At 47.2% G+C, this 26,641-nt stretch carries 23 protein-coding genes and 1 riboswitch; of the genes, 19 read left to right on the top strand and 4 right to left on the bottom strand.

The annotated features are described in order from the left end of the window. Positions 1 to 229 precede the first annotated feature (229 nt). Positions 230 to 1,981 carry a RecQ family ATP-dependent DNA helicase gene (locus KVG29_RS03745; protein WP_252226660.1) on the top strand — a complete coding sequence of 584 codons (1,752 nt, stop codon included), beginning with the start codon at positions 230 to 232 and terminating at the stop codon, positions 1,979 to 1,981. 1 nt (position 1,982) lies between these two features. Here the strand turns inward: KVG29_RS03745 and KVG29_RS03740 are convergent, their stop codons facing one another. Both KVG29_RS03740 and KVG29_RS03735 read right to left on the bottom strand, forming a co-directional pair. Continuing rightward, a complete protein-coding gene (locus KVG29_RS03740) occupies positions 1,983 to 3,659 on the bottom strand; it encodes a putative ABC transporter permease subunit (protein WP_252226659.1) in 1,677 nt (558 codons plus the stop codon). Then, positions 3,656 to 4,378: an ABC transporter ATP-binding protein gene (locus KVG29_RS03735; RefSeq protein WP_252226657.1), complete on the bottom strand. Its 723-nt coding sequence runs from the start codon at positions 4,376 to 4,378 to the stop codon at positions 3,656 to 3,658. Before KVG29_RS03735 ends, KVG29_RS03740 begins: the two co-directional genes overlap by 4 nt. A gap of 271 nt (positions 4,379 to 4,649) precedes the next feature. Here KVG29_RS03735 and KVG29_RS03730 point away from each other — a divergent pair, with 271 nt between their 5' ends. The 18 genes from KVG29_RS03730 to KVG29_RS03645 all read left to right on the top strand — a co-directional run bounded on the left by KVG29_RS03730 (position 4,650) and on the right by KVG29_RS03645 (position 22,347). Then, the gene (locus KVG29_RS03730) at positions 4,650 to 7,154 is read left to right on the top strand and encodes an MBL fold metallo-hydrolase (RefSeq protein WP_252226656.1); all 2,505 of its coding nucleotides are present in this window, start codon (positions 4,650 to 4,652) and stop codon (positions 7,152 to 7,154) included. A gap of 105 nt (positions 7,155 to 7,259) precedes the next feature. Beyond that, positions 7,260 to 8,141, top strand: coding sequence for a UTP--glucose-1-phosphate uridylyltransferase GalU (gene galU / locus KVG29_RS03725; RefSeq protein ID WP_252226654.1), 882 nt, complete (start codon positions 7,260 to 7,262; stop codon positions 8,139 to 8,141). Between the two features lie 97 nt (positions 8,142 to 8,238). Continuing rightward, on the top strand, positions 8,239 to 9,969 hold the full coding sequence (locus KVG29_RS03720) for a phospho-sugar mutase (protein ID WP_252226652.1): 1,731 nt from the start codon (positions 8,239 to 8,241) through the stop codon (positions 9,967 to 9,969). A gap of 12 nt (positions 9,970 to 9,981) precedes the next feature. Beyond that, complete coding sequence (locus KVG29_RS03715) at positions 9,982 to 10,719, top strand: HAD family hydrolase (RefSeq protein ID WP_252226651.1); 738 nt, start codon at positions 9,982 to 9,984, stop codon at positions 10,717 to 10,719. A 210-nt stretch (positions 10,720 to 10,929) separates the two neighbouring features. After that, positions 10,930 to 11,829, top strand: a complete 900-nt coding sequence (thrB, locus tag KVG29_RS03710; protein ID WP_252226650.1) for a homoserine kinase — start codon at positions 10,930 to 10,932, stop codon at positions 11,827 to 11,829. Positions 11,830 to 11,889: 60 nt separating this feature from the next. Further along, the gene (locus KVG29_RS03705; RefSeq protein ID WP_252226649.1) at positions 11,890 to 12,342 is read left to right on the top strand and encodes a Fur family transcriptional regulator; all 453 of its coding nucleotides are present in this window, start codon (positions 11,890 to 11,892) and stop codon (positions 12,340 to 12,342) included. Then, positions 12,339 to 13,172, top strand: coding sequence for a polyamine aminopropyltransferase (speE, locus tag KVG29_RS03700; protein ID WP_252226648.1), 834 nt, complete (start codon positions 12,339 to 12,341; stop codon positions 13,170 to 13,172). The genes KVG29_RS03705 and speE overlap by 4 nt, the downstream gene beginning before the upstream one ends. Before the next feature lie 80 nt (positions 13,173 to 13,252). Continuing rightward, positions 13,253 to 13,918, top strand: a complete 666-nt coding sequence (radC, locus tag KVG29_RS03695) for a RadC family protein (protein WP_252226647.1) — start codon at positions 13,253 to 13,255, stop codon at positions 13,916 to 13,918. A 209-nt stretch (positions 13,919 to 14,127) separates the two neighbouring features. After that, on the top strand, positions 14,128 to 15,291 hold the full coding sequence (locus KVG29_RS03690) for an amidohydrolase (RefSeq protein WP_252226645.1): 1,164 nt from the start codon (positions 14,128 to 14,130) through the stop codon (positions 15,289 to 15,291). A gap of 81 nt (positions 15,292 to 15,372) precedes the next feature. Beyond that, positions 15,373 to 16,380 carry a Gfo/Idh/MocA family protein gene (locus KVG29_RS03685; protein WP_252226644.1) on the top strand — a complete coding sequence of 336 codons (1,008 nt, stop codon included), beginning with the start codon at positions 15,373 to 15,375 and terminating at the stop codon, positions 16,378 to 16,380. 91 nt (positions 16,381 to 16,471) lie between these two features. Further along, positions 16,472 to 16,593, top strand: a riboswitch (FMN riboswitch). Between the two features lie 88 nt (positions 16,594 to 16,681). Beyond that, complete coding sequence (locus tag KVG29_RS03680) at positions 16,682 to 17,296, top strand: ECF transporter S component (protein ID WP_252226642.1); 615 nt, start codon at positions 16,682 to 16,684, stop codon at positions 17,294 to 17,296. A 136-nt stretch (positions 17,297 to 17,432) separates the two neighbouring features. Continuing rightward, on the top strand, positions 17,433 to 17,894 hold the full coding sequence (gene tsaE / locus KVG29_RS03675) for a tRNA (adenosine(37)-N6)-threonylcarbamoyltransferase complex ATPase subunit type 1 TsaE (protein ID WP_252226640.1): 462 nt from the start codon (positions 17,433 to 17,435) through the stop codon (positions 17,892 to 17,894). Further along, positions 17,891 to 18,604 carry a tRNA (adenosine(37)-N6)-threonylcarbamoyltransferase complex dimerization subunit type 1 TsaB gene (gene tsaB / locus KVG29_RS03670; RefSeq protein ID WP_252226634.1) on the top strand — a complete coding sequence of 238 codons (714 nt, stop codon included), beginning with the start codon at positions 17,891 to 17,893 and terminating at the stop codon, positions 18,602 to 18,604. Before tsaE ends, tsaB begins: the two co-directional genes overlap by 4 nt. Further along, complete coding sequence (gene rimI, locus KVG29_RS03665) at positions 18,604 to 19,080, top strand: ribosomal protein S18-alanine N-acetyltransferase (protein WP_420840521.1); 477 nt, start codon at positions 18,604 to 18,606, stop codon at positions 19,078 to 19,080. The genes tsaB and rimI overlap by 1 nt, the downstream gene beginning before the upstream one ends. A 3-nt stretch (positions 19,081 to 19,083) precedes the next feature. Continuing rightward, positions 19,084 to 19,809 (top strand): TIGR01906 family membrane protein, encoded by a 726-nt coding sequence (locus KVG29_RS03660; protein ID WP_252226625.1) that lies wholly within the window; start codon positions 19,084 to 19,086, stop codon positions 19,807 to 19,809. A gap of 387 nt (positions 19,810 to 20,196) precedes the next feature. Continuing rightward, positions 20,197 to 21,282, top strand: a complete 1,086-nt coding sequence (gene tsaD, locus KVG29_RS03655) for a tRNA (adenosine(37)-N6)-threonylcarbamoyltransferase complex transferase subunit TsaD (RefSeq protein WP_252226623.1) — start codon at positions 20,197 to 20,199, stop codon at positions 21,280 to 21,282. Between the two features lie 320 nt (positions 21,283 to 21,602). After that, positions 21,603 to 22,043 (top strand): CBS domain-containing protein, encoded by a 441-nt coding sequence (locus KVG29_RS03650; RefSeq protein ID WP_252226622.1) that lies wholly within the window; start codon positions 21,603 to 21,605, stop codon positions 22,041 to 22,043. A 64-nt stretch (positions 22,044 to 22,107) separates the two neighbouring features. Next, entirely contained in the window at positions 22,108 to 22,347 is a 240-nt protein-coding gene (locus KVG29_RS03645) for an alpha/beta-type small acid-soluble spore protein (protein ID WP_252226620.1), read from the top strand. A gap of 55 nt (positions 22,348 to 22,402) precedes the next feature. Here the strand turns inward: KVG29_RS03645 and KVG29_RS03640 are convergent, their stop codons facing one another. Next, positions 22,403 to 22,606 (bottom strand): DUF378 domain-containing protein, encoded by a 204-nt coding sequence (locus KVG29_RS03640; RefSeq protein ID WP_252226618.1) that lies wholly within the window; start codon positions 22,604 to 22,606, stop codon positions 22,403 to 22,405. A 56-nt stretch (positions 22,607 to 22,662) separates the two neighbouring features. Beyond that, positions 22,663 to 26,625, bottom strand: a complete 3,963-nt coding sequence (locus KVG29_RS03635; RefSeq protein WP_252226616.1) for a DEAD/DEAH box helicase — start codon at positions 26,623 to 26,625, stop codon at positions 22,663 to 22,665. Between the last annotated feature and the right edge of the window lie 16 nt (positions 26,626 to 26,641).

The following is a 26,641-nucleotide window of genomic DNA, read 5'->3' as shown; positions in this document are numbered from 1 at the left end:
GTAACATTTTAATAAATTTTTGGCGAAGGAAGCAGCAAATTGGCAATTTTTATGATAACTTATTGATTTTGTAAATGTTTATATATAAACTATAAATAGCGGTCCCCTGCGCTGGGTGATGGGGCAACGGCACAGCGATTGGCCACAGCAGTAGAAGTTTTACTTTCGGCGAGGGGATGAGAGCCAAACGCCATCAAGTTAATGAATGAGCAAAAGGGTGTAGTCTCTGATGAGCCAGTCAGAATTGTTATACAAATATTTGCGGGAATACTTTGGGCATGATGATTTTCGTCCCGGCCAGCGGCAGGTGGTAGAGAGCATACTTCGAGGAGAAAATGCCGTCACAGTATTTCCAACCGGAAGTGGGAAATCGCTGTGCTATCAGCTTCCTGCTGTCATGTTCTCAGGTACCACCTTGGTTATATCACCCCTTATATCGTTGATGAAAGATCAGGTGGATCAGCTGAGCCAACGGGGTATCCCTTCTACCTTTATAAGCAGCATCCTCTCGGAAGAAGAGCTTGCCAGGCGCATGTGCAACCTAAGCCAGGGGAAGTACAAGATCGTATACATTGCCCCCGAACGCTTTTATTCAGAAGGGTTTATTGACGCCTTGAAGGGCTTGAAGGTGCCGTTTGTAGCTGTGGATGAGGCGCACTGCATATCCCAGTGGGGGCATAATTTCCGTCCCGCCTATTTAAAGGTAAAGGATTTGATAGAGCAAGTGGGCAGCCCTGTGGTGGCTGCCTTTACGGCTACCGCCAACTGGCGCGTGCAGCAGGATATAATCCGGTTGCTCAATTTAAAGAAGTATAAGCTGTTTGTGAGCGGCTTTGACAGGCCCAATTTGGAGTTTAGGGTAGAGAGGCCTCGGGATAAGCAGGGGTTTGTTCTAAGGTATGTCAAGAAAAATTTAGGCAAGGCGGGCATCATTTATGCCGCTACCAGGAAGACCGTTGAGGACCTCTATAGTCTGCTTATCAGCAAGGGCATACCGGCTGGGATGTATCACGCAGGGCTGAGCAGCCGGGACAGGATTATGGCTCAGGAGGACTTCGCCCAGGGTAAGACATCGGTTATGGTGGCTACCAATGCCTTCGGAATGGGCATAGACAAGAGTGACATAAGATATATAATACATTACAACATGCCCAGGTCTTTGGAGTATTATTATCAGGAAGTAGGACGGGCCGGAAGGGATGGCAAGATGGCCTGCTGTATACTGCTCTATTCGGAGGACGATTACCATCTCAACCGGGCTCTTATAAATATAAACTATCCCTCTGTAACCCTGGTGGAAAGTGTCTATAACAGGGTGCTTGAGTCAGGCGACAAAGGGATCACCCTTGACGCGCTCCTTAAAGGCAATATATCAAAGCAAGTTCTGCACAGCGCACTGCGAAAATTAATCGAGTACAATTACATAAAGCTGAAAAGTGGCGTGGTCTACCCATTCTTGAATGGCAGGAAGTTTGAGCTTACCCAGGAAGAGATAGATCAGCACAAAAAGGTGGAGCTTGAAAAGCTGGACAAGATGGTGGAATACTGCTTGAGCAAAAGGTGCCTACGGTACAACATTCTCGAGTATTTCAACGAGGAGCCTACTTTTACCAAGTGCGGTAACTGCAGCGTATGCGGTTCAGCTGCCGATGGGACCAAGAGAAAGTTCATAGATGACCTGCTAAAGGACATACTGAATGCTCAAGGGGATGTTTCTGACGCCGGAGAAGATGACAAGGCAGACGAGGCGCTTCTTGATATCCTAAAAAAGGTGAGGGAGAGGATTGCCAAAAAAGCGGGGGTGCCGCGCCAGGCGGTCTTTGACGACAGCACCCTTGAACGGATGGCAGCCCTCAAACCGGTCACCAGGAAACAGCTGCTTAAAATTGATGCCGGAATAGAACAGCGCAACATTGAGCTGTTTGCCGACGAATTTCTGCTGGAAATACACCGCTATCTCCGCAAAAAGACCATCGTGTAAGCTACACCTCTATTTTTTTGTATTGGGTTTCTGCCAGGGCGTACAGGGCTGCTGTGCTGGGGATGGTTAGCAAACCCATTACAAGCCCCAGAACGGCATATATAATCCACTCTGAAATTCCTGCTTTGACGAGAAGAACTGTTAAAACGGCAAATACCGCCAGAGCAGCAAAGGTGAACAGGATGCTGAACAAACCGTTTAGGTTTTGCTTTACGGCTTCCTGAGGGTCGTTCCATTCAAGCTTTGGGCGCAAAAGGTCGATGAGCAGGTTGAGCGCGTTGAGGAGCAGATTTCCCAGCAAGCACAGTGTAAATATTATAAACAGCCTCAGGAGGGACAGTCTTAGCACTATCCCCAGTACCGTGGTGGTGACCAGTATGCCCAGGCATGATATGGCCATGCTGTGCAACAGCTTGGCGGTAACCTGTTGCTTTGCCGGTACGGGGATCACCTTGGATATCCAAAACGTTTGGCCTTCCCTTGAGATGGAGGTACACGCTACGATATTGATGCTGGATGTAAACAAAACGAGTCCAGCACCGCTTAAGGTAGTCCACATGAGAAAGTTGGGCTGTCTTGCCTGCATCAGTAGAGCCTTAATTTTTCCTTCTTGGGCTATGAAAGGCATAAGCATTAAAAAAGGCACCATAATCATGCCTGCCAGCCCGTTCATGGCATAGACGGGCGTTCTTAAAAACAGCTTCCATTCCTTCCAGAATAGCGCTTTTACAGGAGTTGAGGCCTTTTCGACCTCTGTATTTATCTTTTCAGTCGACAGCCGCTTCCTTCTGCGAGTTACCTCCTGCTCTGCCAGAAGCCCCCTGTAAAATATCAGGTTACCCAGCCATAGGAGGAAAACGAACAGCACTAAAGATATCAGACAGTACAGCGTAAAATACATCCAACCTTCTGAGCCTTGTCTAGCCAGTCCGTAAGTGGCCCATAGGCTGGGAGGGAACCTTTGGCCTATGGACTGTATGACATCGGCCCGGGAAACTATCAGGTCCTGTATAAACTGTTGGGGATTGTCTTCAGGAACTTTTTGTACAAAATAGTTCACTGTTAGGCCCAGCAACAATCCTAGCAGGCTGCCTATCACTACCATCAGGTCTTTGCTTTTGCGTATGCTCACAACTCGCATGAGTATAAGAACGAATGTTGATACCACCACCAGTGGTATACCCGGTGCAAACAGCAATATAAAAAAGCTTTTAAACCAGTATGCAATTCCTGGTCGCATCCCTATACCGTAAATGATTATTGCAGGGAGCAGCATGGGCCAGGTTACAAGATATTCGTTTATCACGATTATTAGGAATTTGCTGGCCAGTATATGGTAAGGCTTTAGCGGCAGGGGAACCAGGATATCCATATCATTTGAAAAATAGAATGCCGATATTACGTAAAATATGCCAAATATGAATACCATGAGCTGACACGCTAATAGAGCCAAGATCAGCACCAACTCGGGGCTGTTGAGTATCTGGCCCCCTTTGTATACGCCCTGTAAAAACCAGGTATAAAGGGATATTACAGATCCCCCACCCAGTATTATTGACAAACCTATTAAGACCGGTTCCCACAGGCGGCTTTTTTCCTTTGTAAACCTGTAGCGCAGAGCTGAAATGCCAAAGTTGACATTGAGGATTGTTTTTAGTAAGCTGATAAACTGACTCATTGTTCCGTCAACTCCAGGAATATGTTTTCCAAGGTTTCGGCCTGCTCTCCGCCGCGCAGCTCATCAAGAGTGCCCACGGCTATCAATTTACCTCTGTGGATTATGCCTATCCTGTCGCACAGCCTTTCTGCCACTTCCAGTATGTGGGTGGAGAAAAAGACGGTGTTGCCATTTTGACAGTGCTGCCTCATGAGCTCTTTAAGCAAGTGGGAGGACTTGGGATCCAAGCCCACCATGGGCTCATCCATTATCCAAAGGGCCGGATTGTGAAGAAGGGCGCCTGCCAACGCTATCTTTTGCTTCATGCCATGGGAGTAGCTCTTAATGAGGTCCTCTGCGGCATCGGTAAGGTCAAACATTTCCAAGAAATAATTGATCCTCTCTTTTCTCTGATTGGGCGGTACCTGGTATACATCAGCCATGAAGTTCAAGTACTCTATTCCCGTCAAACGGTCGTATACCGTTGGAGTGTCGGGTACGTATCCAATGCTTCTTTTAGCCTCTATAGGATTTTTCTGGTTATCATAGCCGTTGACGATTATGCTGCCTTCATCAGGGTTCAAAAGGCCCACTATCATCTTTATGGTGGTGGTCTTTCCTGCGCCGTTGGGCCCCAAGAAGCCGAATATCTCCCCCGGTTTTACGTGGAGGTTGAGATGGTCAACAGCTTTAATTGCTCCTCTGTTGTAGCTCTTGGATAGGTTGTTTATCTTGAGCATAGATGTGCCCCCTTGCTTAAAGTTAAGTATATTATACCAGTTATTTGCTGTATTTGCAATTGATGCTAAGTGTATTATGTACCGAACAGTTTGGAAGAACAGCGGTTTGTCTTTTATTTTTGGTTATGTTATAATTCACATAAGAAAATGGACTTCGTTGAAGTAAAAAGAGAAAGTGAATGTATGATGAGGTTATGGAGCAAGGAAGAGGAGAAAAGGTTCAAATAGATTAGGAGATTATTTATATTATTTTACGGAAGGATGTTGATGGATGGAATTGATCTTTTGTGGTGGAGCTGCCGAAGTGGGGGCCAGCTGCTATCTGTTGCGCATAGACAATAAGAATATCCTTCTGGACGCGGGAGTCAGGATGGATTCAGCGAAAGATAGCCTTCCTGATCTTCGTATTATTCAAGAAAAGGGTGGTGTGGATGCGGTATTTGTTACCCATGCCCATCTGGACCACACCGGAGCCCTCCCTGTAATAAGCAGGGAGTACCCCAGTGCTCCCATATATATGACCCATGCAACCAAGGACTTGGTGCGCGTCCTGCTTTACGACAGTCTGAAGATTATGGAACAACAGGAAGGCGAAATACCCATTTACGCAGAGGTCCACGTAAAGCAGATGATGGACAGGATACTGTGTTTTTCGCCAGAATATGCCATACAGCCTTTTAAGGATGCTGATCTGAAAGTTACCTTCTATTATGCTGGTCACATAGTCGGTGCAAGCAGTATATATATACAGGGGAAAGAAGGGAATGTATTCTATTCAGGGGACATTTCGCTGGTCAATCAGTATACGGTAAGCGGGGCTGCAATACCTAAGCTTCGGCCCGACGTGGCCATATTGGAAGGTACCTACGGGGACAAGCTCCACGCTAACCGCCAGATGGAAGAGGAACGCCTCATCCAGATGGTGGGAGAGGTCATAGATAGAGGAGGAAAGGTGCTGATACCCGCCTTTGCTATAGGGCGCGCTCAAGAGGTTATACTCATGCTGAAGCGGGCCATGAACAGAGGAAAGTTGCCTAGGTTTAAGGTCTTTGTTGACGGCATGGTGCGGGAAGTGTGCAGGATGTACCGCTTGAACCCAAATTATCTCCACAGCAGTTTGGCTAAGAGGGTGTGGAAAGATAAAGAGGTGTTTTTTGATGACTGGATACAACCCGTAGCCGACCCCAGAGAGCGTGAAGTGATAGTGGGGCTTTCGGAACCCTGCTGCATAATATCCAGTTCCGGCATGTTGACCGGTGGGCCAAGCCAGTGGTATGCCGAAAAGCTGGTGGGAGATGAGAAGAACTTCATCGCCATAACGGGCTATCAAGATGAGGAGGCCCCTGGCCGCCAGCTGCTCGCTCTGGTAAACGCTCCTTGCGAGGAGAGGTTTCTCGCACTGGGTGAAAGGCGGATCCCTGTCAAGTGCCAGGTTGACAGGTACAACTTATCTGCCCATGCCGATAAGACCGAGCTCATAGGTCTAGTGCATGCCCTGTCTCCGCGCCAGATTTTCCTGGTCCACGGGCAGGAAGAGGTCATACAGCACCTGGGCCAGGAGATACAGGCCGATTTCTGGGGCAGGGTTTATGTGCCAAGGAACGGCGAGGCGTATGATTTCCGCATCGGGCACCCCAGAAAGCAGCTTGAAAGGGCTTTAATCCCTTCGCTCAATAGAGAGGCTCTTCCTGGTGAGGGAGATATAGAGACCCTGTGGAAGCATATAATGGATCATGGCGGGCAAAAGAGGGCCTACAGCCTCGAAGAGCTGCTCAAGATCTGGTCAGGAAAGGAGCCGACACAGGAACAGATAAGCAAGCTGGCGGATGTACTGCTCCATTCCGACTACTTTGAGCCCGATAGCTGGCGACCTTTTTTGTACCGGCCGCTGTCTGAAGAGCAAGTTGCCCAGCGGTTGCAAGAGCTTCAAGGGCCTATGGAGGTTAACCGTATGCTTGCGCTGGTGGATGAGTTTTTCCCGCCCGAGACGGGATTGTATAAAAAGGGGGCCAGGTTTGATGAAAAGGTTGCACTGCTTTACTTCAAATTTCCCAAGGTTGCGGTCCAGAAGTACAGGGACGAAATCGAGCAGTTCGAGAAGTTAACCGGCTGGCGGGTTGAGCTTAACCGGGAGTGCAATCTGGAGGCTGCAGAGGACCTGCTTGTAAGCCTTTTGCCTGAGGGTGCTTATCTGTCGGGAAGTTTATCGTATTACCGTGCTCAGGGGTATTTTAAAGCCTCCATTGAAGGGGATGTGGATGTTGAGGATATAAGAAAACGGTTCAGCGAGGCTACCGGCCTTGATTTGGTCATTGAAGGGCACACAGAGCCCAAAACGCCTGAGCCGGTGGCAGCACAGCCCGGCCAGATGGAACAGAACAGGGCTTTCAGGCTTATAGAAGAAACCTTTGCGGGAAAGCCTCACAGGCTTTATAAAAAGGGGCTGAAGCGGGATGAAAAGGGGCCCTATATAGAGCTGACTTTTATATCTCCGGAGATAGGCGAGCGATACCGGGACATCATATTGCAGCTTGAGGAGAAGACTGGATGGCCTATGAGGATCAATCCCAATCCCAACCAGAACGAGATCATCAAGCTGGCAAGACGGTTGCTGGAGCAAAAGGGATTGCGTTTAAAAAAGAACCCTGGCTTTTTTCAGCTGGAAAAGGAGGTTAGGATTGTACCTGTGGATGATTGGGATCGTGAGGCCTTTGATGACGTTAAAAAGGAGTTTGAGTCTTATACTGGATACAGGCTGGTTATTGAGAAAAATTAACATAAGATGTAAAATATTATTTATGGATGATCATCTTTGGTATGATTTTCAGAAAGGACGAAAGACAAGAACGGATTAAAGCAGCAGAGAAATGGGGGATATAGGATGAAGATAAGAAAAGCCATCATTCCGGCGGCCGGGTTAGGAACCAGGTTTTTACCGGCCACAAAGGCCCAGCCCAAAGAGATGTTGCCCATCGTTGACAAGCCTACCATACAGTATATAATAGAAGAGGCTATTGAGTCGGGAATAGAGGAGTTTCTCATTGTTACCGGCAGAAACAAGAGGTCTATTGAGGACCACTTTGATCGTTCACTGGAGCTGGAAGAGGCCCTTCGCAAGAGCAATAGAGAAGACCTTCTCAAGTTGGTGGATGATATTTCAAACATGGTGGATATTCATTACATACGCCAGAAGGAGCCCAAAGGTTTAGGACATGCCATATACTGTGCCCGTTCTTTTATAGGGGACGAGCCCTTTGCTGTGCTGCTGGGCGACGATATCGTATATTCTAAGACACCATGTTTAAAGCAGCTCATCGAGGTTTACAATGAATATAAGACCACCGTTCTTGGATGTCAGCATGTGCCTAAGGAAGATGTCAGCAAGTACGGAATCGTCAACGGCATACCGATTGAAGACAGGGTTTATAAGGTTAAGGGGCTGGTTGAAAAGCCCGATCCCGATAAGGCACCGTCCACCCTTGCGATTCTGGGACGGTATATCATCACGCCCAGGATATTTTATCATTTGGCCAATACCCCGCCCGGGATCGGAGGGGAGATACAGCTCACTGACGCGCTTCAGGCTCTGGCTTCGGAAGAGGCCATATATGCCTATGAGTTTGAGGGTAAAAGGTATGACGTTGGTCACAAGCTGGGCTATTTGCAGGCCACAGTGGAGTTTGCCCTCCGCAGAGAGGACCTCAAAGAAGAGTTTGGAAGGTATTTAAAGAGTCTGGTAGAAAAGGAGTTAAGCGATATTTAAACCATGTGCATGGCTTACATAAATAAAACTTTCTTGCTTGTTGAACAATAAAACCGGTAACTTATGAAATACGCTAGAAGAAAGGGAGGGAGTTTGGATGGATTACAGAGAGAGGTATAGGCTGTGGATGGAAAGCCCTGTAATAGATAAAGCAACCAAGGAAGAATTGGCGGCCATAGCCCACGATGAAAAGGAGCTGGAGGATCGATTTTACAAGGATTTGGAGTTTGGCACTGGCGGGCTCCGTGGGATTATAGGTGCGGGGTCCAACCGGATGAACAAGTATACCGTCGGCAGGGCCACCCAGGGTCTGGCCAATTATATAAAGAAACAAGGGCCACAAGCCATGAACAGAGGCGTCGTGATTGCCTATGACTCCAGGAGGATGTCAAAGGAGTTTGCGCTGGAGACGGCGCTGGTCTTGAACGCCAACGGGATTAAAACTTATCTATATGATGAGCTGCAGCCTACTCCGGTGCTGTCGTTTAGCGTAAGGGAGCTGGGTGCAATTGCTGGGGTGGTCATAACGGCCAGCCATAACCCCCCCGCTTACAATGGCTACAAGGTGTACTGGGAGGATGGGGGACAGGTGCCTCCCAGCCGTTCTGAGGAAATCATAAAAGAAGTTTATGCCGTAGAGCGCTTTGAGGACATCAAAACCATCACCAGGGAAGAGGCTGAGGCCCGGGGGCTTTTCCACATCATAGGAGAAGATGTGCTAAGCCGCTATATCGAGAGGGTAAAGCAGCTCTGCATAAATAAGGAGCTGGTTAAAGAGGTTGGTAAGGAGCTCAAGATCGTTTATACCCCACTGCATGGAACCGGCAACAAGCCGGTAAGGCGTGTGCTTGGGGAGCTGGGGTTTAAAAACGTCATAGTGGTTCCAGAGCAGGAGTTGCCTGACCCTGAATTTCGCACCGTAAAATATCCTAACCCCGAGGAACCGGAAGCTTTTGCTTTGGCTATAGAGCTTGCCAAAAAACACGATGCTGACATAATAATAGGTACTGACCCCGATAGCGATAGATTGGGGGTTGTGGTGAAGGATGGAGAGGGCAAATATGTGGTGCTGACCGGCAATCAGCTGGGGGCATTATTGGTCAACTACGTGCTTGGGTCACTACAAAGGGCAGGTAGGCTGCCGCACAACGGAGCCATAATCAAGACCATTGTGACCAGCGAGATGGGCCGAGAGATTGCCAAGTCATATGGGATTGAGACGGTGGATACTTATACCGGCTTTAAATTTATAGGCGAGAAGATCAAGGAATTCGAGGAGACGGGCGATAAGGTGTTTTTATTTGGATATGAGGAGAGCTATGGTTACCTGGCAGGCGATTTTGTGAGGGACAAGGACGGCGTTATAGCCTCTATGCTGGCTTGTGAGATGGCCGCTTATTATAAATCGAGGGGTATGACGCTGTATGATGGTTTGGTAGAGCTGTGGGAAAGGTTTGGATATTATCATGAGACGCAGAAATCCGTATATCTTGAGGGCAAGGAAGGTATGGAAAGGATAAAGGCCATCATGGAGGACTTCCGTGCAAACCCGCCCTTCGATGTGGGAGGAGTAAAGGTTACTGTTATTAAGGATTACAAGGATTTAAAGGCTTATCACGTAGATGAGGGTAAGATTTTGCCCATAGCCATGTCTCAACCCTCTGACGTGTTGCGCTATACCCTGGCCGATGGCTCGTGGTTTGCTGTCAGGCCTTCTGGCACCGAGCCCAAGATAAAGTTTTATTTTTCCACTGTAGGCAAAAGCCTGAAAGATGCTGAAGACAAGATGAACAGGCTGGTGTATGGAGTGATGGCCAGGGTGGGGTAAGGAGGGATGAATTTGAGGGGGGTCGACACTTTTCTGTTTGACCTTGATGGGACCCTGCTTCCCATGGATATAGATGAGTTTACCGAGCTGTATTTTAAGGAAATGTCAAAGGTATTCAGCGATTTGATAGAGCCCGAACGCCTGGTCAAATATGTATGGGCAGCTACAAAGGACATGATCAACAACACCGGGCAGCGGACCAATGGAGAGGTGTTTGTAGAGAGCTTTGCCAAGCTGGTGGGAGAGGACAAGATTCACATATATAAAGACAGGTTTGATGCTTTTTATGATGAGGGTTTTTTAAACACTCGACAGTGCGTGAGGGATGTGCCTTTCATGAGGGAGAGCGTGCGCATATTGAAAGAAAAGGGGTATGACGTGGCCATAGCCACAAACCCCCTTTTTCCCAAAAAGGCTATTGTCCATCGAATTCAATGGGCAGGATTTAAGCCGGGGGATTTTATATATATCTCATGTTATGAAAATAACCGATTTTGCAAGCCCAATGTAGGCTTTTATCAGGAGGTTTTAAGGGATATCGGCAAACACCCTCATCAGTGCATAATGGTTGGGAATGATGTGCAGGAGGACCTTGTGGCCGCTTCCCTTGGCATGAAGACCTTTTTGATTACCGATTACCTGATACACAGGACCGATGAGCCTATTGAGTGTACCTATAAAGGGTCATATGAGGATTTTTATGAATTTGTAAAGCAGCTGCCTGCTGCTGGTAAGCATCAAGGTGCTTGATAAAATGGGAATGTTTTGCATAGCGTGCGTGCTTGATAGTTTCCAAAATGATAGAAGGGGATGAGGCCGGCTATATTCTGGCCCCCTCCCCTTTTTCTTTATTTTGAATATTTTGCAATGTACAAAGGGGCGATAAAGGTTGTAGCGCAGTTAAAATTGTGGTACAATTTCCTAAAGAAAGGGAAAGCATTCAAACAGGAGGAAAAGTATGTGGTAAGGGTTAAAGTACCAGCTACTACAGCCAATATTGGACCGGGTTTTGATTGTTTGGGGATAGCGATTGATATATACAACACTATAGAAGTGGAAGAATGCGATGAAGGATTATACATAGAGGTGGTGGGGCAAGGCTGCCATGAGGTGCCCCGCGACCATACCAACCTGGTGTATTCCTCTATGCAGAAGGTTTTCGATGAGGTGTGCTACCGCCCTAAAGGCATACGGATGACCCTGACCAACGATATCCCTGTTGCCCGGGGATTGGGGAGCAGCGCTGCATGTATTGTAGGTGGTATGGTTGCCGCCAATGCTCTGAGTGGATTTAGGCTGGGCTTGCACGAACTGATGAAGCTGGCTGTTCAGGTTGATGGGCACCCTGACAACGTGGTCCCTGCTCTGGTGGGCGGGATGGCGGCAGCCTGTTTGGAAGGCGATGAGGTTTTATATGTAAAAATGGATCCCCCGCCAGGGATAAAGCTGGCGGTTATGATACCCGATTTTGAGTTGAGCACTGCCAAAGCCAGGCAGGTACTCCCCGACGCCATACCGCTCAAGGATGTTGTGTTTAACATAAGCCGTACGGCCATTTTGGTTGCATCATTTTTGACCGGGAGGTCGGAGATGCTTGCGGTTGCTACGCAGGACAGGTTGCATCAGCCTTACAGAAAAGCCCTGATTCCTCATTGGGACGACATATTTTTTTATGCCGGCAAATGGGGTGCAAAGGGCGTATTTTTAAGCGGGGCAGGTCCCACTATTGTCGCCATTTTGGATGAAGGGAATGTAACTTTTATCGATAAAATGAAGGAAGCGGTTTCGGCTTTTCAAGAAAGATGGGAGATACGGATGGTTGACTTTTGCAGAAGCGGTGTGGAGGTGTCGCACATATAGGCATATAAAAGGGCTTTTGTATTTATGACGGCTTGGAAATTGGGCAAAGGGGTTTTGTGGATGCAAAACAAAAATGAATTTGTCGAGCAGCTTAAGCAGCGGGGATATAAGCTTACCAAGCAGCGCCAGGCCATACTGGATGTATTCATGGAGCTGGAAAGGCCCTTGGCTACAGCGCAGCATATCTTCGAGAAGGTCGTGGAGATAAATCCTGGTATCAACTTTTCTACCGTGTACAGGAACCTCGATATGCTTGTGCAGGAGGGCATAGTGCGCAAGATAACATTTGATCAGGGCGCTGCTTATTACGAACTGATTGATGGTGGACATCATCACCATTTGATTTGCAAGGGCTGTGGTAAAGTACAGTGTGTGGAATATTGTCCCCTTGGGGACATGCCAATGAAGGAGGGGTTTGTCCCAATCGACCACAGCTTTGAGATATTTGGATTTTGCGAGGAATGCGTACGGACCAAATTGTTGGATGACGAAAGGAGGAGAGAGAGGGAGTGAGTATTTGGTATGTTGAAAAGGAGACGCCAGGATACAAGCTCCATTGGAAGGTAAAGAAGGTACTGCATGAACGACAAACCAGGTATCAAAGGTTGCAGGTGCTGGAACTGGAGGATTATGGACGTGCCCTTATTCTAGACAACGCCATTCAGATTACAGAGAAGGATGAATTCATCTATAATGAGATGATTGCCCATGTTCCATTGCTGACCCATCCTTCTCCCAAGCGGGTGCTCATAATAGGAGGGGGAGATGGGGGAGCGGCGCGAGAGGTGCTCAAACACAAAGAGGTTGAAGAGGTGCACATGGTTGAGATCGATGGAGAAGTGATTGATGCCGTACGCAAGTTTTTCCCGGAGAACGCTTCTGCTTTTGACGATCCGCGGTTTAAATTGTTTATACAGGACGGCCTTGAGTTTATTAAATCTAAAAAACAGGAATACGATGTGATAATAGTGGATTCTTCAGATCCCGTAGGGCCGGCGGTACAGCTGTTTGAATATCAATTTTACAGCGATTGCTTGAAGGCTTTGAAACCAGATGGGATTTTAAATGTCCAGTCAGAATCGCCTTTTTACAATAAGGACGTCATGAAAAGAGTAAAAGACCTATTGAGCAGCCTATTTAAATGCGTCAATCCGTATTTGGCGTGTATTCCTACTTATCCAAGCGGGCTGTGGAGCTTTACAATGGCTTCTAATGCGTATCATTATTCAGCAGCTGATTTAAGCCGGGCACAGGGATTGAACACGCGATATTTTACTAAAGATCTGTTTCATGCATGCTTTGTGTTGCCCGGGTTTATAAACGACTTTCTTAATGCCGTCTAGATTGGCGCTGCTTGAGTTTTTGCCTGCAAAGGGCTGTTGACAGGCGTTTTACACGACTATTTTTTGGACGGGTGGTACCGGTGCATGAGGGACACAGGGAGAGGGTTAGGAATAGATTCTTGAGCGAGGGGCTGGACAGCTTTGAGCCTCATCAAATTTTGGAACTTCTGCTGTTTTATTCGGTGCCCAGGAAAGATACCAACGAACTGGCTCATGCTTTGCTGAAAAGGTATGGTTCTTTATCGGCGGTGTTTGAAGCCGATCCAGCTGATTTGATGTCCGTTCCTGGTATTGGCAAGAATTCCGCTGTGCTGTTGACGCTTATACCATCCCTGGCCAGGATTTATTTTAAAGATAAATGGGGCAAAAAGCCTCAACTAAATAGCACGGCCAAGGCGGGAGAGTATTTGGTTGCGCTGTTTTCTGGCAGGCTGTATGAGGCCTTCTATGTGGTGTGCCTGGATGCCCAAAACAGGGTCAATCACCCTTGCCTGGTTCATGAGGGGACAATTGACCAGGCGCCGGTATATCCCAGGTTGATTGTTGAGGCTGCACTGCGGCATCAGGCGCACAGCGTCATCCTGGCACATAATCATCCCGGTGGGTCGCTGGAGCCTTCGCAAGCGGACTTAAATGTTACGCGTAAGATAGCCGCTGCCCTTGAAACCATATCCATAAAGGTATTGGATCACATCATCGTGGCCGATGGCAAATACTTTAGCTTCGCTGACCACGGGCTTATATAGAGTTTAAATTTTTGGAGGAAGGCGGCGTTTAAGCTAGCTGTATTTGCCTGAACGGTTTTGTGCTCTAAACCTCTGACTGAAGGGCTAGTCTATGCGTTTTGCTGATAAAGTTGAGCAGACGTAAATTTGTGAAAAATATATTGAATTTAGAGGACAAATTTCAGCGTGGCAGATAGTTGCCAGGTTATAAATTTGGGGGAGGAGATAAAATGAATGTGCTTATCAAAAATGGCAGGATACTTACTATGGCTGGCAAAAACTACGATAGAGGGGATATATTGATTGAGGGGACCAAGATCAAGAAAGTAGCAGAACATATAGATCCGCCCGAAAACTTCGAGGTAATCGATGCGCAGGAAATGTGGGTCATGCCGGGAATCGTGGATGCCCACTGCCATATAGGAATGTGGGAGGATGGGATAGGATTTGAAGGTGCCGACGGGAACGAGATGACAGATCCCGTCACTCCGCATCTTAGAGCCATCGACGGCATAAACCCGGAAGATAACAGCTTTCGTGAGGCCAGAGAGCATGGGATTACTACTGTGGTTACCGGGCCGGGAAGCGCTAATGTCATAGGCGGACAGTTTGCGGCTCTCAAGACTTACGGGCGCAGGGTGGATGACATGGTCATCAAGGCGCCTCTGGCGCTGAAGGTAGCCTTTGGCGAGAATCCTAAACGGGTATACGGTGGGCAGCATAAAGCTCCTTCTACCAGAATGGCTACCGCCGCCATATTGCGGCAGGCATTGATTCAAGCGCAGGAATACAAGCGCAAACTGGAGCTGGGGCAGAAAAATCCTGATAAAATGCCAGATAGAGACCTTAAGATGGAGATACTGGTTAAGGTTTTGAACCGAGAGATACCGCTTAAGATCCATGCCCACCGAGCCGACGATATATTGACGGCCATAAGGATCGCCAAAGAGTTCAATGTGGATTTTACGCTGGATCACTGTACTGAAGGCCACAGGATAGTCGATTTCTTGCTGGAAGAGAAGGCAAAGGTCATTGTGGGGCCATTGCTTACAGAGCGCAGCAAGGTGGAGCTCAGAAACCTTACCTTTAAAGCGCCTGCTATTCTATCCAAAGCGGGGCTTAAAGTGGCCATTATGACCGATCACCCGGTAATCCCTATACAGTATCTGCCGGTTTGCGCTTCCATAGCTGTGCGGGAAGGGATGGATGAGATGGAGGCCTTGAAGGCCATAACCATATATCCTGCCCAGATAACCGGTTTGGATGACAGGGTGGGAAGCCTGGAGGAAGGCAAGGATGCCGACATGGTGATATTTGACGGCCATCCCCTGGATGTGCGTTCCAGGACGCAGTGGGTATTCATCGATGGCAATCTGGTGTTCAAGAGAGAGTAAGACAGGAAGCATAATAAGGCTGTTATGAATAAGGCTATTATGCCAGTATTGAACAATTAATTATATGGGGGGTATAAAGCAATGTTGAGGGTGGCGATGCTCAGCCGTTGGCATGTGCATGCAACTGGGTATGCCAATGAATTAAGGTCGTTGCCCGATGTGGTTATCACTGCGGTGTGGGATGAGGACCAAAGCAGGGGAAAACAATGGGCAGAGGAATTGGGGGTAGAATTTGTATCAGACCTTGATACCCTTCTTACAAGGGAGGATGTGGATGCGGTATGCGTAAATGCCCCCACAAACATGCACCCGGAAATTATGATCGCGGCTGCCAGGGCGGGAAAACACATCTTTACCGAAAAAGTCATGGCTATTACGACAAAAGAAGCTGAAAGCATTGCAAAGGCCGTAAAGGAATCGGGGGTCAAATTCTGTATATCATTTCCTCACAGGACGAGGCCTGCCAACCTTTTTGCCAAAAAAGTGGTAGATGAAAAGCTTCTGGGCGACATTACGCTGATGAGGGTGCGCAACGCCCATGATGGCGCTTCGAGTAATTGGTTGCCGCAGCATTTCTATGACCCCGTGCAATGTGGTGGAGGGGCAATGATCGATTTGGGTGCTCACCCCATGTATCTTTGCAGATGGATATTAGGGAAACCTTCGCGCATAACGTCCATGTTTAACAGCTTTACCGATAAGCCGGTAGAGGACAACGCGGTGTGCGTTATAGAATTCGAAAACGGTGCAATAGCTGTTGCTGAGACGAGTTTTGTGTCTAAGAGCAGTCCTTTTTCGTTGGAGCTTTACGGCACAAAAGGAAGCCTTTTTATAGGAGGGCCAGAAAACGGGGTTAAGGTTATATCCGATGATCTTACAGCCAAAATTTCGGGGTGGGTGTCGCCATTCAAGCTTCCCGAGCCTTTGCCCAGTCCTATACAGCAGTGGGTAAATGGCATCTTAAGGGGTTCAGAGATTCACTTCGGAGTCGAGGATGGGGTGCAGCTGACTGAACTTATGGAAGCGGCATATATATCGTATAGAGAGAAAAGAATGGTGGAATTTTCGGAGATTGAACACTTGGAATGATTGGCAAAACCGTGCCTTAAAAAGTGCTTGCGAAATACATTTTTATATACTATAATGATTATTAAAGTTGAATATATGCTGTGAAGTGGTCGACTATCTTCGGGGCAGGGTGAAATTCCCGACCGGCGGTAAAGCCCGCGAGTCCCTCGGCGAGGGATCGATCCGGTGAAACTCCGGAGCCGACAGTTACAGTCTGGATGGGAGAAGATAGTGTTGTTGTGCCTGCGCATACAAAAAGCTCCCGATGATAGTTTCGGGAGCTTTTTTAGTTTAAATTTAAATTACGGGAGGAGAATGGCTTATGATCAACACAAAATGTAACAGCGGTGCAAAGATAAATTTCAAAGTTCGAGATATCACCAAAATCTCATTGCTTTCAGCCATTGCCTTTTTGCTTATGGTGTTTGCCGAGTTTCCCCTGCCGCTTTTTCCATCGTTTCTCAAGCTTGATTTGAGCGATCTACCTGCCCTCGTAGGTGGGTTTGCCATGGGACCGGTGACAGGAATTATAATCGAGTTCATCAAAAACCTGCTTCACTTCTTTTTTAAGAGCGAGACCGGTGGTGTTGGCAACCTGGCCAACTTCATCGTGGGAATTGGATTTGTGGTTCCGGCCGCTGTGGTGTATTCGACGAATAAGACCAAAAAGGGAGCAGTCATAGGTATGGCAGTGGGGACCGTGACCATGACCCTGCTGGCTTCACTGGCCAACTACTATGTGTTAATCCCCCTCTATGCAAAGGTGTATTCCATGGACGCCATATTGAACATGATGTCACAGGCGAATAAGGCAATAGTTGACTTAAAGACGTATATAGTGTACGCTGTTATACCCTTTAATGTCCTAAAGGCCGTGGTGGTATCCATAATTACCCTGTTCATATATAAAAAAGTATCGCCAATTCTTCACAGGTAGGCCTGCCATAAACGTAATGATCCCTCGTCTCTATGAAGCGGGGGATTATTTTTTGTTTTGGCCTGTTCTTGTTATGCAGCCCTTTTAAGGTTATAATATAAAGACATGATAATATTTTTGCAAGGAATGGTGTCTTATGGCAGTGTTTGTAACGCATTCAGAGCAGGAAACGATGGAACTTGGCATAAAGATGGGCAAGCTGCTTGAAGCAGGGGATATTGTGCTTTTGTACGGGGATTTGGGAGCCGGCAAGACCGTGCTGACCAGAGGGCTTGTTCAGGGACTGGGTGCCAAGGATGTGGTAACCAGCCCCACTTATACCCTGATGCACAGGTATGAGGGCAGGGTGCCTGTTTTTCACTTTGACCTGTACCGGTTGTGCGGGCCGGATGAGGTTCTGGACCTGGGATATGAGGAGTTTTTTTACGGCGATGGCGTGTCCATAGTGGAATGGCCTGAGCGCCTGGAATACCTTTGTCCAGAGGAGTACGTGAGGGTGAGGATAGAAGTTGCTGGAGATGGTAAAAAAAGGAGGATAACGGTGGATGCGGTGGGAGGCCGATACTCGAGGTTTGAAAAGGAGCTGAAAAACATATGAAGGTGCTGGCGGTGGAGACTTCTTCTGCTGTGATTTCGGTGGCCGTAGTGGATGAGCAGAGGTTGCTGGCAGAATACATATTGAATCAGGAGCGAAACCATTCCCAAAAATTGATGCCGGCAGTGGAACAGGTTTTAGAGGACGCTTCACTGGTGCTCGGAGAGATAGACGTCTTTGCGGTGGCGTACGGCCCCGGCTCCTTTACAGGGCTGCGCATTGGGGTGGCCACCGTCAAAGGGTTGGCCCAAGCATTAAAGAAACCGGTGGTGGGGGTTCCAACCCTTGATGGGTTGGCGTTTAATTTGACCTGCGCTCAGGGGCTGATTTGTCCCATAATGGATGCCAGGCGTGCACAAGTTTATACATCGGTGTACAGATGGAGTAGAGGTGGGCTGGAACGCCTGGAAGAGTATTTGGCTGTATCTGTTGAAAAATTGATAGAGGTACTCAACAGGTGGGATGAGCCTGTCCACTTTTGCGGCGATGGGATATTTGCTTACAGAAGCGTTATAGAGGAGAGAATGGGTAGCCGGGCGGTGTTTGCGCCCCCCACCCATGCTCTGCAGAGGGCTTCCTCCATCGCATGGCTGGCTCTTGAAAGGGCGCTGGCAGGGGATACACAAAACTACTGGGAGCTGCAGCCGTTTTACCTGCGCAAATCGCAGGCCGAGCAGAGGTTTGAAAAGCGCAGTAAGGAGGCCGGTTGCTAGTGGAGTATATCATTCGCCTAATTACATCTGATGATATCGATGCGGTATGGGATATAGAGAAGATGTGCTTTTCGGTTCCATGGTCCAGGCAATCCTTCGTGCTCGAGGTGGAAAAAAATAGATGTGCCAGGTATGTGGTGGCTGAACATTCGGGGACTGTGGTCGGGTACGGCGGGATGTGGCTCATTGTTGACGAAGCCCATATAACCAACATAGCGGTGCATCCCCTTTTTCGAAGGAAGGGAATAGGCGAGGCCATCCTTAAGGCTTTGATGACGGAAGCCCATCGAATGGGGATAGACAGGATGACGTTGGAGGTCAGGGCTTCCAATATAGCCGCTCAAAGCCTGTATAAAAAGCTGGGATTTGTTGAGGTGGGCGTGCGAAAGGGATATTACAGCGATAAAAACGAGGATGCCATCATAATGTGGAATTTTAGCATAAGCCGTACGCTGGGTTTGATACAGGGGGAATAGGCGATGATGAATGAGTTGAGCAAATCGAGGACAGTGATATTTTTCGTCTCTTTGGCGGTGATATTTTTACTGGCCTTTATACTTCTGCTTACCTGCATAGAGATTTCTGCCTTTGACCTTGATTTTTACAGCGCCGAGTATGAGAAGCTGAAGCGCCCTGAGGCCATCGGTATCTCCGAGCAGGAGCTCATGGAGGTCACTCAAGCCCTTTTGGATTATATACGAGGCAAAAGGCCCGATTTGAATATAAGAGCCGTCATCAACGGACAGGAAAGGCATGTTTTTAATGAACGAGAGATAGCCCATATGATCGATGTCAGGGAATTGTTCATGAAGGGATATCAATTGCGGAGAGTTTTAATCATTGGATTTATTTTTTTTCTGATTATACTTTATATATTGATCAAAAAAGCAGATATGATAAGATGGCTGTTTAAAGCCTATTTGCTTTTACTTATGTTTTTAGTTTTGATAGGTGGAGCTTTGCTGGTATTGATAAATGAAGATTTTACGCCTTACTGGAATTATTTCCATTATATTTTCTTTGATAACGACCTTTGGCTGCTTAATCCGCAGACTGACATTCTTATACAGATAGTGCCGGAACAATTTTTCTATGACATTGTTATCAGAATAATAACGCATTTTATTTTAGGGATGCTGGCTGTGGGTGTCTTACTTGGTGGCATTTGTGTATGGTTGGAAAGGTTAAAATGGAAGCAGGGATAGGGCTAAGTTCATGTCCTATCCCTTGGTCGTATAAGTAGGGAATTCATCCCTTTTTGTAGGGAGGGCTTGTTTGATAGTGGTTTTAGGGATTATTAACCTTCATTGCTGAAAATCTTAAAACCCCCGCAGAAGCAAAATAGAATGATTAGTATAATGATTAAGAAGAGTGAGTCATCATCGTGGAAGAATTTCCCCCCGTCGCTAAAGATCAATAACAGTAAAATAAGTAGAAGTATATTGTTATCGCCGCCAAAGAAACTTAAGAGATTGGCCACCTATCATCACTCCTTTTATTAACTTCAATATCATGTTATGTATGATTCGTTAGAGTGTTACATTAATTTAGAATAAAAAACGGAAGTTTTAATTTTTAAGGAGGATACGATTATGTCGTATTTTGATGATATGAGAAAAAGGGTTGAAGTATTAAAACATAAAGATGAGATTATCATTCTAGCCATAGAGACTTCCTGCGATGAGACCTCGGCAGCGGTTGTAAAAAACGGCCGTACCGTGCTTAGTAACAAGATTTCATCCCAGATTGAACTCCACAGGCGATATGGGGGCGTGGTGCCCGAGATAGCGTCGCGAAAACACGTGGAAATGATAAGCCCCATAATTGACGAAGCGCTGGAGGAAGCGGGGATAGGGTTTGAGCAGCTGGATTGCATTGCCGTCACATTCGGGCCGGGCCTGGTAGGAGCCTTGCTGGTGGGGATGTCCGTTGCCAAAGCGCTGGCCTACGCCCTTCGCCTACCTCTTGTGGGAGTGGACCACATCGAGGGGCACATAAGCGCAAATTATATTGCGCATCCCGAACTTGAGCCGCCTTTCCTTTGCCTGGTGGTGTCGGGGGGGCATACGCACCTGGTGTGGGTTAAGGATTACGGGGAGTACAGCCTTATAGGGCAAACCCGTGATGATGCGGCAGGAGAGGCTTACGATAAGGTGGCAAGGGCTTTGGGATTGAGTTATCCCGGCGGGCCGGCCATTGATTCTATAGCAAAGCAGGGAAACCCAGAGGCGGTGCAGTTTCCGCGGGCCTACATGGAGGAGGACAATTTCGATTTTAGCTTCAGCGGGCTTAAGACGGCAGTGCTCAACTATCTCAATAGCCTGGAGCAGCGCAACGAAAGCTACAGCATTGTCGATATCGCAGCCAGCTTTCAGCAGGCCGTGGTGGATGTTTTGGTGGACAAGACCATCAAAGCTGCTCAAAAAATAGGGGTGACCAGGATAGCCCTGGCGGGTGGCGTGGCTGCCAATTCTTCATTGAGGGAGTGTATGAAGCAGAAAGCCGAGGAATGTGGCTTTGAACTTTATTATCCTTCACCGGTGCTGTGTACCGATAACGCCGCTATGATAGCCTGCGCGGCTTATTACAGCCTCATGAAGGGGAAAATACATGACCTATTGCTGACTGTGGAGCCCAGCTTTTCTAACATTGTGAGCAGCCGTACCCAATGTGGATAATGTGGCCAAGAAGTGTGTGGATAATGTGAACATCCTGTGGAAACGGCTAAAACAGGTGGACAAGGGCTGTTGATAACTCTGTGGATAATGTGAATATTTCAGAAAAATCATTATATTCTTTATTGTCGATATTTTGATTTTTAGCGTGAAAGGATTTGCAGCTACTTAAATACAAAGGTGTGTAATATGTCATGGATTCAAAGCTTTGATCACAAATTCAGCTATTTTGAAAATTTGAGCAGAATAATTGTATGGGCGCGTGGGAAACTAAAAAAGATGGATAGGAATAAATTAATTTTAGGAAAATAGGAGGTAGAATTATGGAGCTGCGGGATATAATGACTACACGGGTTGCGGTTGTGGGGCCGGACAATACGGTAATGGATGCCTGTAAGCTTATGCAGATTCATAATGTAGGTGCTCTTCCTGTTTGCCAGCATGATGGCAAGGTTGTGGGCATTTTGACAGATAGGGACATTGTGGTTAGAAATATTGCCAGCGGTGGAGATCCAAAGACCACTCCGGTAAGGACAGTGATGACCAGGGAGGTCATTTATGCAAGTCCCTCTATGGAAGTGGAAGAGGCAGCAGAGTTGATGGCCCAGCACAAGATTCGAAGGCTGCCGGTTGTGCAAAACGATAAGCTGGTGGGCATGGTTTCAATAGGAGATCTTGCCACCAGATACCGTCTTGTAGAAAAAGCTGGCGAGGCCCTAAGCGAGATCTCTGAACCTTCCAGGCCAGTAAATATAATGCAATAAAGAGAGAGCCGTTTATTTTTAATGGTCCCGTGGAATACTAAGGGTAGACGGGAGGTGAAATTAGATGATACAGCAATTCCAGAACCGCAACAACAATACTGGTACCAGCAGAAACAAAAAACTGGTTCCTGAAGCCAAGCAGGCTTTGGACCAGATGAAGTTCGAAATAGCCGGTCAGTTGGGCATAAATCTCCAACAGGGTTACAATGGCAACATTTCGGCCAAAGATGCAGGCAGAATCGGCGGTAATATGGTAAAGAAGATGATTGAGCAGCAGCAGAGACAGATGGCCGGTCAACAATAACGAGCCATAAATTAGGAAGCAGGGCAAGCTCTTTGCCCTGCTTTTTGTGTGTGTATTATCTCTGTGCTGCTTTTTCTCTTTCGCGGAAAAGAAAGCTTATGCAATACGCCCCTGCAACGCCTACTATGGTGTATACGATTCTGCTGAGCAAAGCGTCGCGCCCACCAAATAGGGTTGCCACCAGATCGAACCGGAAGAGACCTATAAGTCCCCAGTTCAGGGCCCCTATTATGACCAGGATAAGGGCTAAGCGATCCATTACATCAACTCCTTTGGCATCGAAATCTCTTCCTTAGTATTCCCCGAAAGTCGGAATTATAAAACTATTTTTTCCTCTCTATTTATGCTCTTTATTTTGGAAAATATATACTGGACCTTCATGTTCTCGGATTTAGTCAGCGTAGCAAAGTCGCCTATAAGTATAAGCCGCTTTTTTGCACGGGATAGTGCGACATTTATCCTGCGGTAATCTCTCAAAAATCCGGTACGTGTATATGTACCCGGTCTGCTGTAATTGCTCCTGACCCAGTTGATTATGATGTTTTCCTGTTCGCGGCCCTGAAAGGAGTCGATGGTGTAAATGTTGTGCTCAATGAAATCCTCCAGCGAGCAGTTAAAGTTAGAAAAATACTTTGAATTTGCTTTAAATACCTCCTTCAGCTTTTGGGTTTGGGCCTTATAGGGCGTAATGATGCATATGTCCTCCAACCTTTCCCCGGATTTTAGCAGGTCCAGCACTTTTTTGACCGATAGCATGGCCTCGCTTATGTTGTAATAAGTTGAGTTTTCTTCAGTTTCAGCCCGGGTTTGAGGATCCAAAAACTCAGAGGTATCGATGATTTCTATGGGGTTGTCGGGGAATAGCTGGTCTCTTTTCTGCTGGGGTATTTTGTAATACAGCGAGTCGGTATTGGGATAGAGCTTTCCATCGTATATCAGCTCCGAGATAAAGGACACCATTTTTGGGTTTTCGGTCCGGTAGTTTATGTCGAGAAATACCGAGTTAAACCTCTTTTTGTCGGTTATAAGCTTTTCAAAAAGGCTTTTCTGCAGCTCCTCGCTGGTATGAAGATCCATATGGGGATCGTACTCCAGCAGAACTTCGTTTTGGATAGGGAAGGGAGGTATTTGCATATGGTCTCCAATTATTATGCCCTTGCCTGCAAATCCCAGGCTGAACAGCGTCTCAGGTACATCCATCTGCGAAGCCTCATCTATAATCACTATATCGTAATTTTCAGGTTCCATATTTCTGTCCAAATAAAAGCCCAAAGGAGTACCCAATACAATCTTGTTGGTGCCCTTGAGCCTGGCCATATAAGCAGGGTTGGAAGTTGAGACGGTGGGGGCATACGGCAGGGTGGATTTGAACTCTATGTTGTTTCCGGTTCGCAAGACCCGCACTTTGTCCTCTATCAACTTTTCAAGTATGTTATCCACGGCCACGTTGGTCTTGGCCAGTATGAGCACGTTTTTGCCGGCGTAGTAATACTGCAAAGCGATCTCCTTTATCAGTGTGGTCTTGCCGGTACCTGGTGGCCCCTGCACTATTTCAAGCACGTGGTTGACGCCGTCCAAAGCGCACGCTAGAGCCACCGCCTGTTTTTGGGCCTGATTGGCCAGCAGGTTTTTGTTGTGATAGGCGTGGTCGGGAAGCATGTCTATATCTTCAAATGACAGGGGCGCTTCCTTCTTAAGCCCCAGCACCACCGCCATAAGGGGAGATAGGGTATCATCCTCTATCTGACGCGTTAAATTTTCAAGGTAGTTCAATAGTATGGCGTCATTGGAGCTTCTGGTGAACGTCCTGATTTGTGCTACTTCCTCTTCGGTGATGGGCTCTAAAGGCTTTAGCTCTATGATGTAGCCCTCGTTGGTCTTGTGCTCACGGCATTCAACCACCTCGAACTCGTATCCAGTATTTGAGGTGAGGACCTCGCCGGGGAAAAGTGCTGTTTCTATTTGGAATATGAACGAGTCCCCAAATTCAACCAGGAAGATACACTTCATGTCGTGAAATTTCCTTATTTTTATATCCAGGATCCTCTTGTAGACGTTCAGCTCCTCAATGACGGTTTTTTTGTCTTTAAGCTGTACCAGCTCGGGTTTTGCAAAGTTTATCTTGTTGACCGGTTCCTCTGTAGGCCCTTCGATGCCTGCCAGTTTGTAAAGATCGGATTTCAGCAGCCTGTAGTCCCCTTTTCGAGGTTTTCTGAGGCCCAGCCAGTCCCTGGGTACGGCCTTCAATATCTCATAAAGAAAATCCAGGTATTGCTTTCGGTTCATGGGTGCCAGCACGGTGACCAGTCCTTTTTTGTATATCCCGGCCTTTTTGGCATTTTTAATAAAGGTGTGTTTCCTGCAAAGGCTTTTAAGGTCAAACCTCTTTAAGTATTCGTTGACCACCGCCTTTATGTTGGCCAGGCTATCAAAATACTTTCGGTGGGACATGTTATCGGTGGTAGCTAGCCTTCCGGTCTTGGGGTTGATGTCAATCCTTGGTATATTCAGGGTATTGAATATAAACTCGGTGACCTGCTGCTCAGGGTCATTGAGCTTGGCGGCATAGTGGTAATATAGGCCACTCAATGTTTTGTTGTTTAGAAACTTGAGCTCCACCGAGTCAAACTCCTTTGTGCCCATGAGCCGGGGATGAAATACCTGCATTTCAATGGCTGCCCGCATCACTATTTCCCTCTGTACCCTTAAGGGAACGCTTTCCCATCTGCACATATTGCAGTTGGCTATCATGTTGATCCACTCGTTTACTGTTAACTTTTCTACCCCCAGCGAATCGCATATATACTGTACAACCGGGGTTTCGTCGGAAGGCGCCCTCAAGCTGTAATATGAATAAAGCCCTGACAGCGTCTTGCCGTTCAGGCACTCAAATTTTGTGAGACAAAAGTCCCTGTAGCCCATAAGCCGAGGGTTTTTAAGTCCAAGTTCCTGCGCACATCTGTACAGTATTTCCCTGGCGATTTCCTTTGGGACCGATTCCCATGTAACTTTGGAGTTTGGCTCACCGATCTGGGATACCCACTCTTGGATGTTCAGCGGCGGAATATTCAGGTCATCGCACATAAAGGTTATAGTGTCTTTCCCGCTGTTGAAAGCGAGAATGCTGTAGTAGGTGTACAGGCTGGTCAAGGTTTTGTTGTTCAAAAACGAGGTAGGCTTGGAAAAATCTTCAGCCTTCAGCATCCGTGGATTGGATTTGCCTTCCTCCCTGGCTTTCATAAACAGTATCTCTGCCAGGTAGGGCTTGGGCACCGCTTCCCATTTGAAGTTCTTTTGATGGGAGATAAAGTTCAGCCATTCTTCGAAGGTCAGCTCGGGCACTCCGTAGACGTCGCATATGAAATCGATGCTGCGCATACCGCCCCTGTTTAAGCCGAAAAATCTGGAGGCAAAGCTGTACAGCGACATGCCGTTTAGGAAGTCTAGACCCACCTTCAAATCATCAGACGACATCATCCGGGGATTGGAGTAGCCGAGTTTTCGTGCCGCCTTAAACAGCAAATCCCTTATTACTTTGTGGGGGATGACGTCCCAGAACACGCTTATTGACTGGTCAGTGATGTAGGTTATCCAGTCCTGCTCGGTGATCTCGATGTCCAGCATGTCGCACATGTTTTTTATAACGCTGCCCCTTATATCCTGCGAGATGCTCTTGAAGTAGTTATAAAACCCGGTGAGGGTTTTGCCGTTTAAAAACTTGAACTTGTGTGAAAAATCATCGTTTTTGATGTAAATGGGATGGGGATACCCCAGCTCCTGGCAGGCCATAAGCAATATTTTCCTCTTTGCCTCTTTCGGGATGTTGCCCCAGGAGAAGATGTTGTGCGTGCTGATATAACGAATCCATTCGTCCTCGGATACCGGCGGAATGCCCAGCTGGTCACATATGTTAGTGATGACATGAATGCCCTCTTTTCTGGGTACTCTGTTTTTATAATATGAATACAAGCCGTTTAATGGCTGATTGTCCAAAAATTTAAATTTATGCTTTTCTAGGTCCTTTGAAGCGATGAAACGGGGACTGGGCAGATTGAGCTCCTGCGCTACCATGTAGAGGATTTGCCGGTGTACCTCGTCGCTTACATTGTTCCACAAAAACGCACGGGGACGCACCGACCTGTTTTTCCGCTTTAATATGGACAATACCTCTTCCAGGTCATCTAATATTTCTCTTTCCTGGTAATTCAACACTTGCACTGCCACAGCTCTCCTTTCAGCCAACACCAATAGTAGTATCATATCTTGGAAATATTTCATTGTTGTTTATTATATG

Source organism: Caldicoprobacter algeriensis (assembly GCF_023838525.1).
GTDB lineage: Bacteria > Bacillota > Clostridia > Caldicoprobacterales > Caldicoprobacteraceae > Caldicoprobacter > Caldicoprobacter algeriensis.
This window is presented reverse-complemented; position numbering and strand designations above follow the sequence as displayed.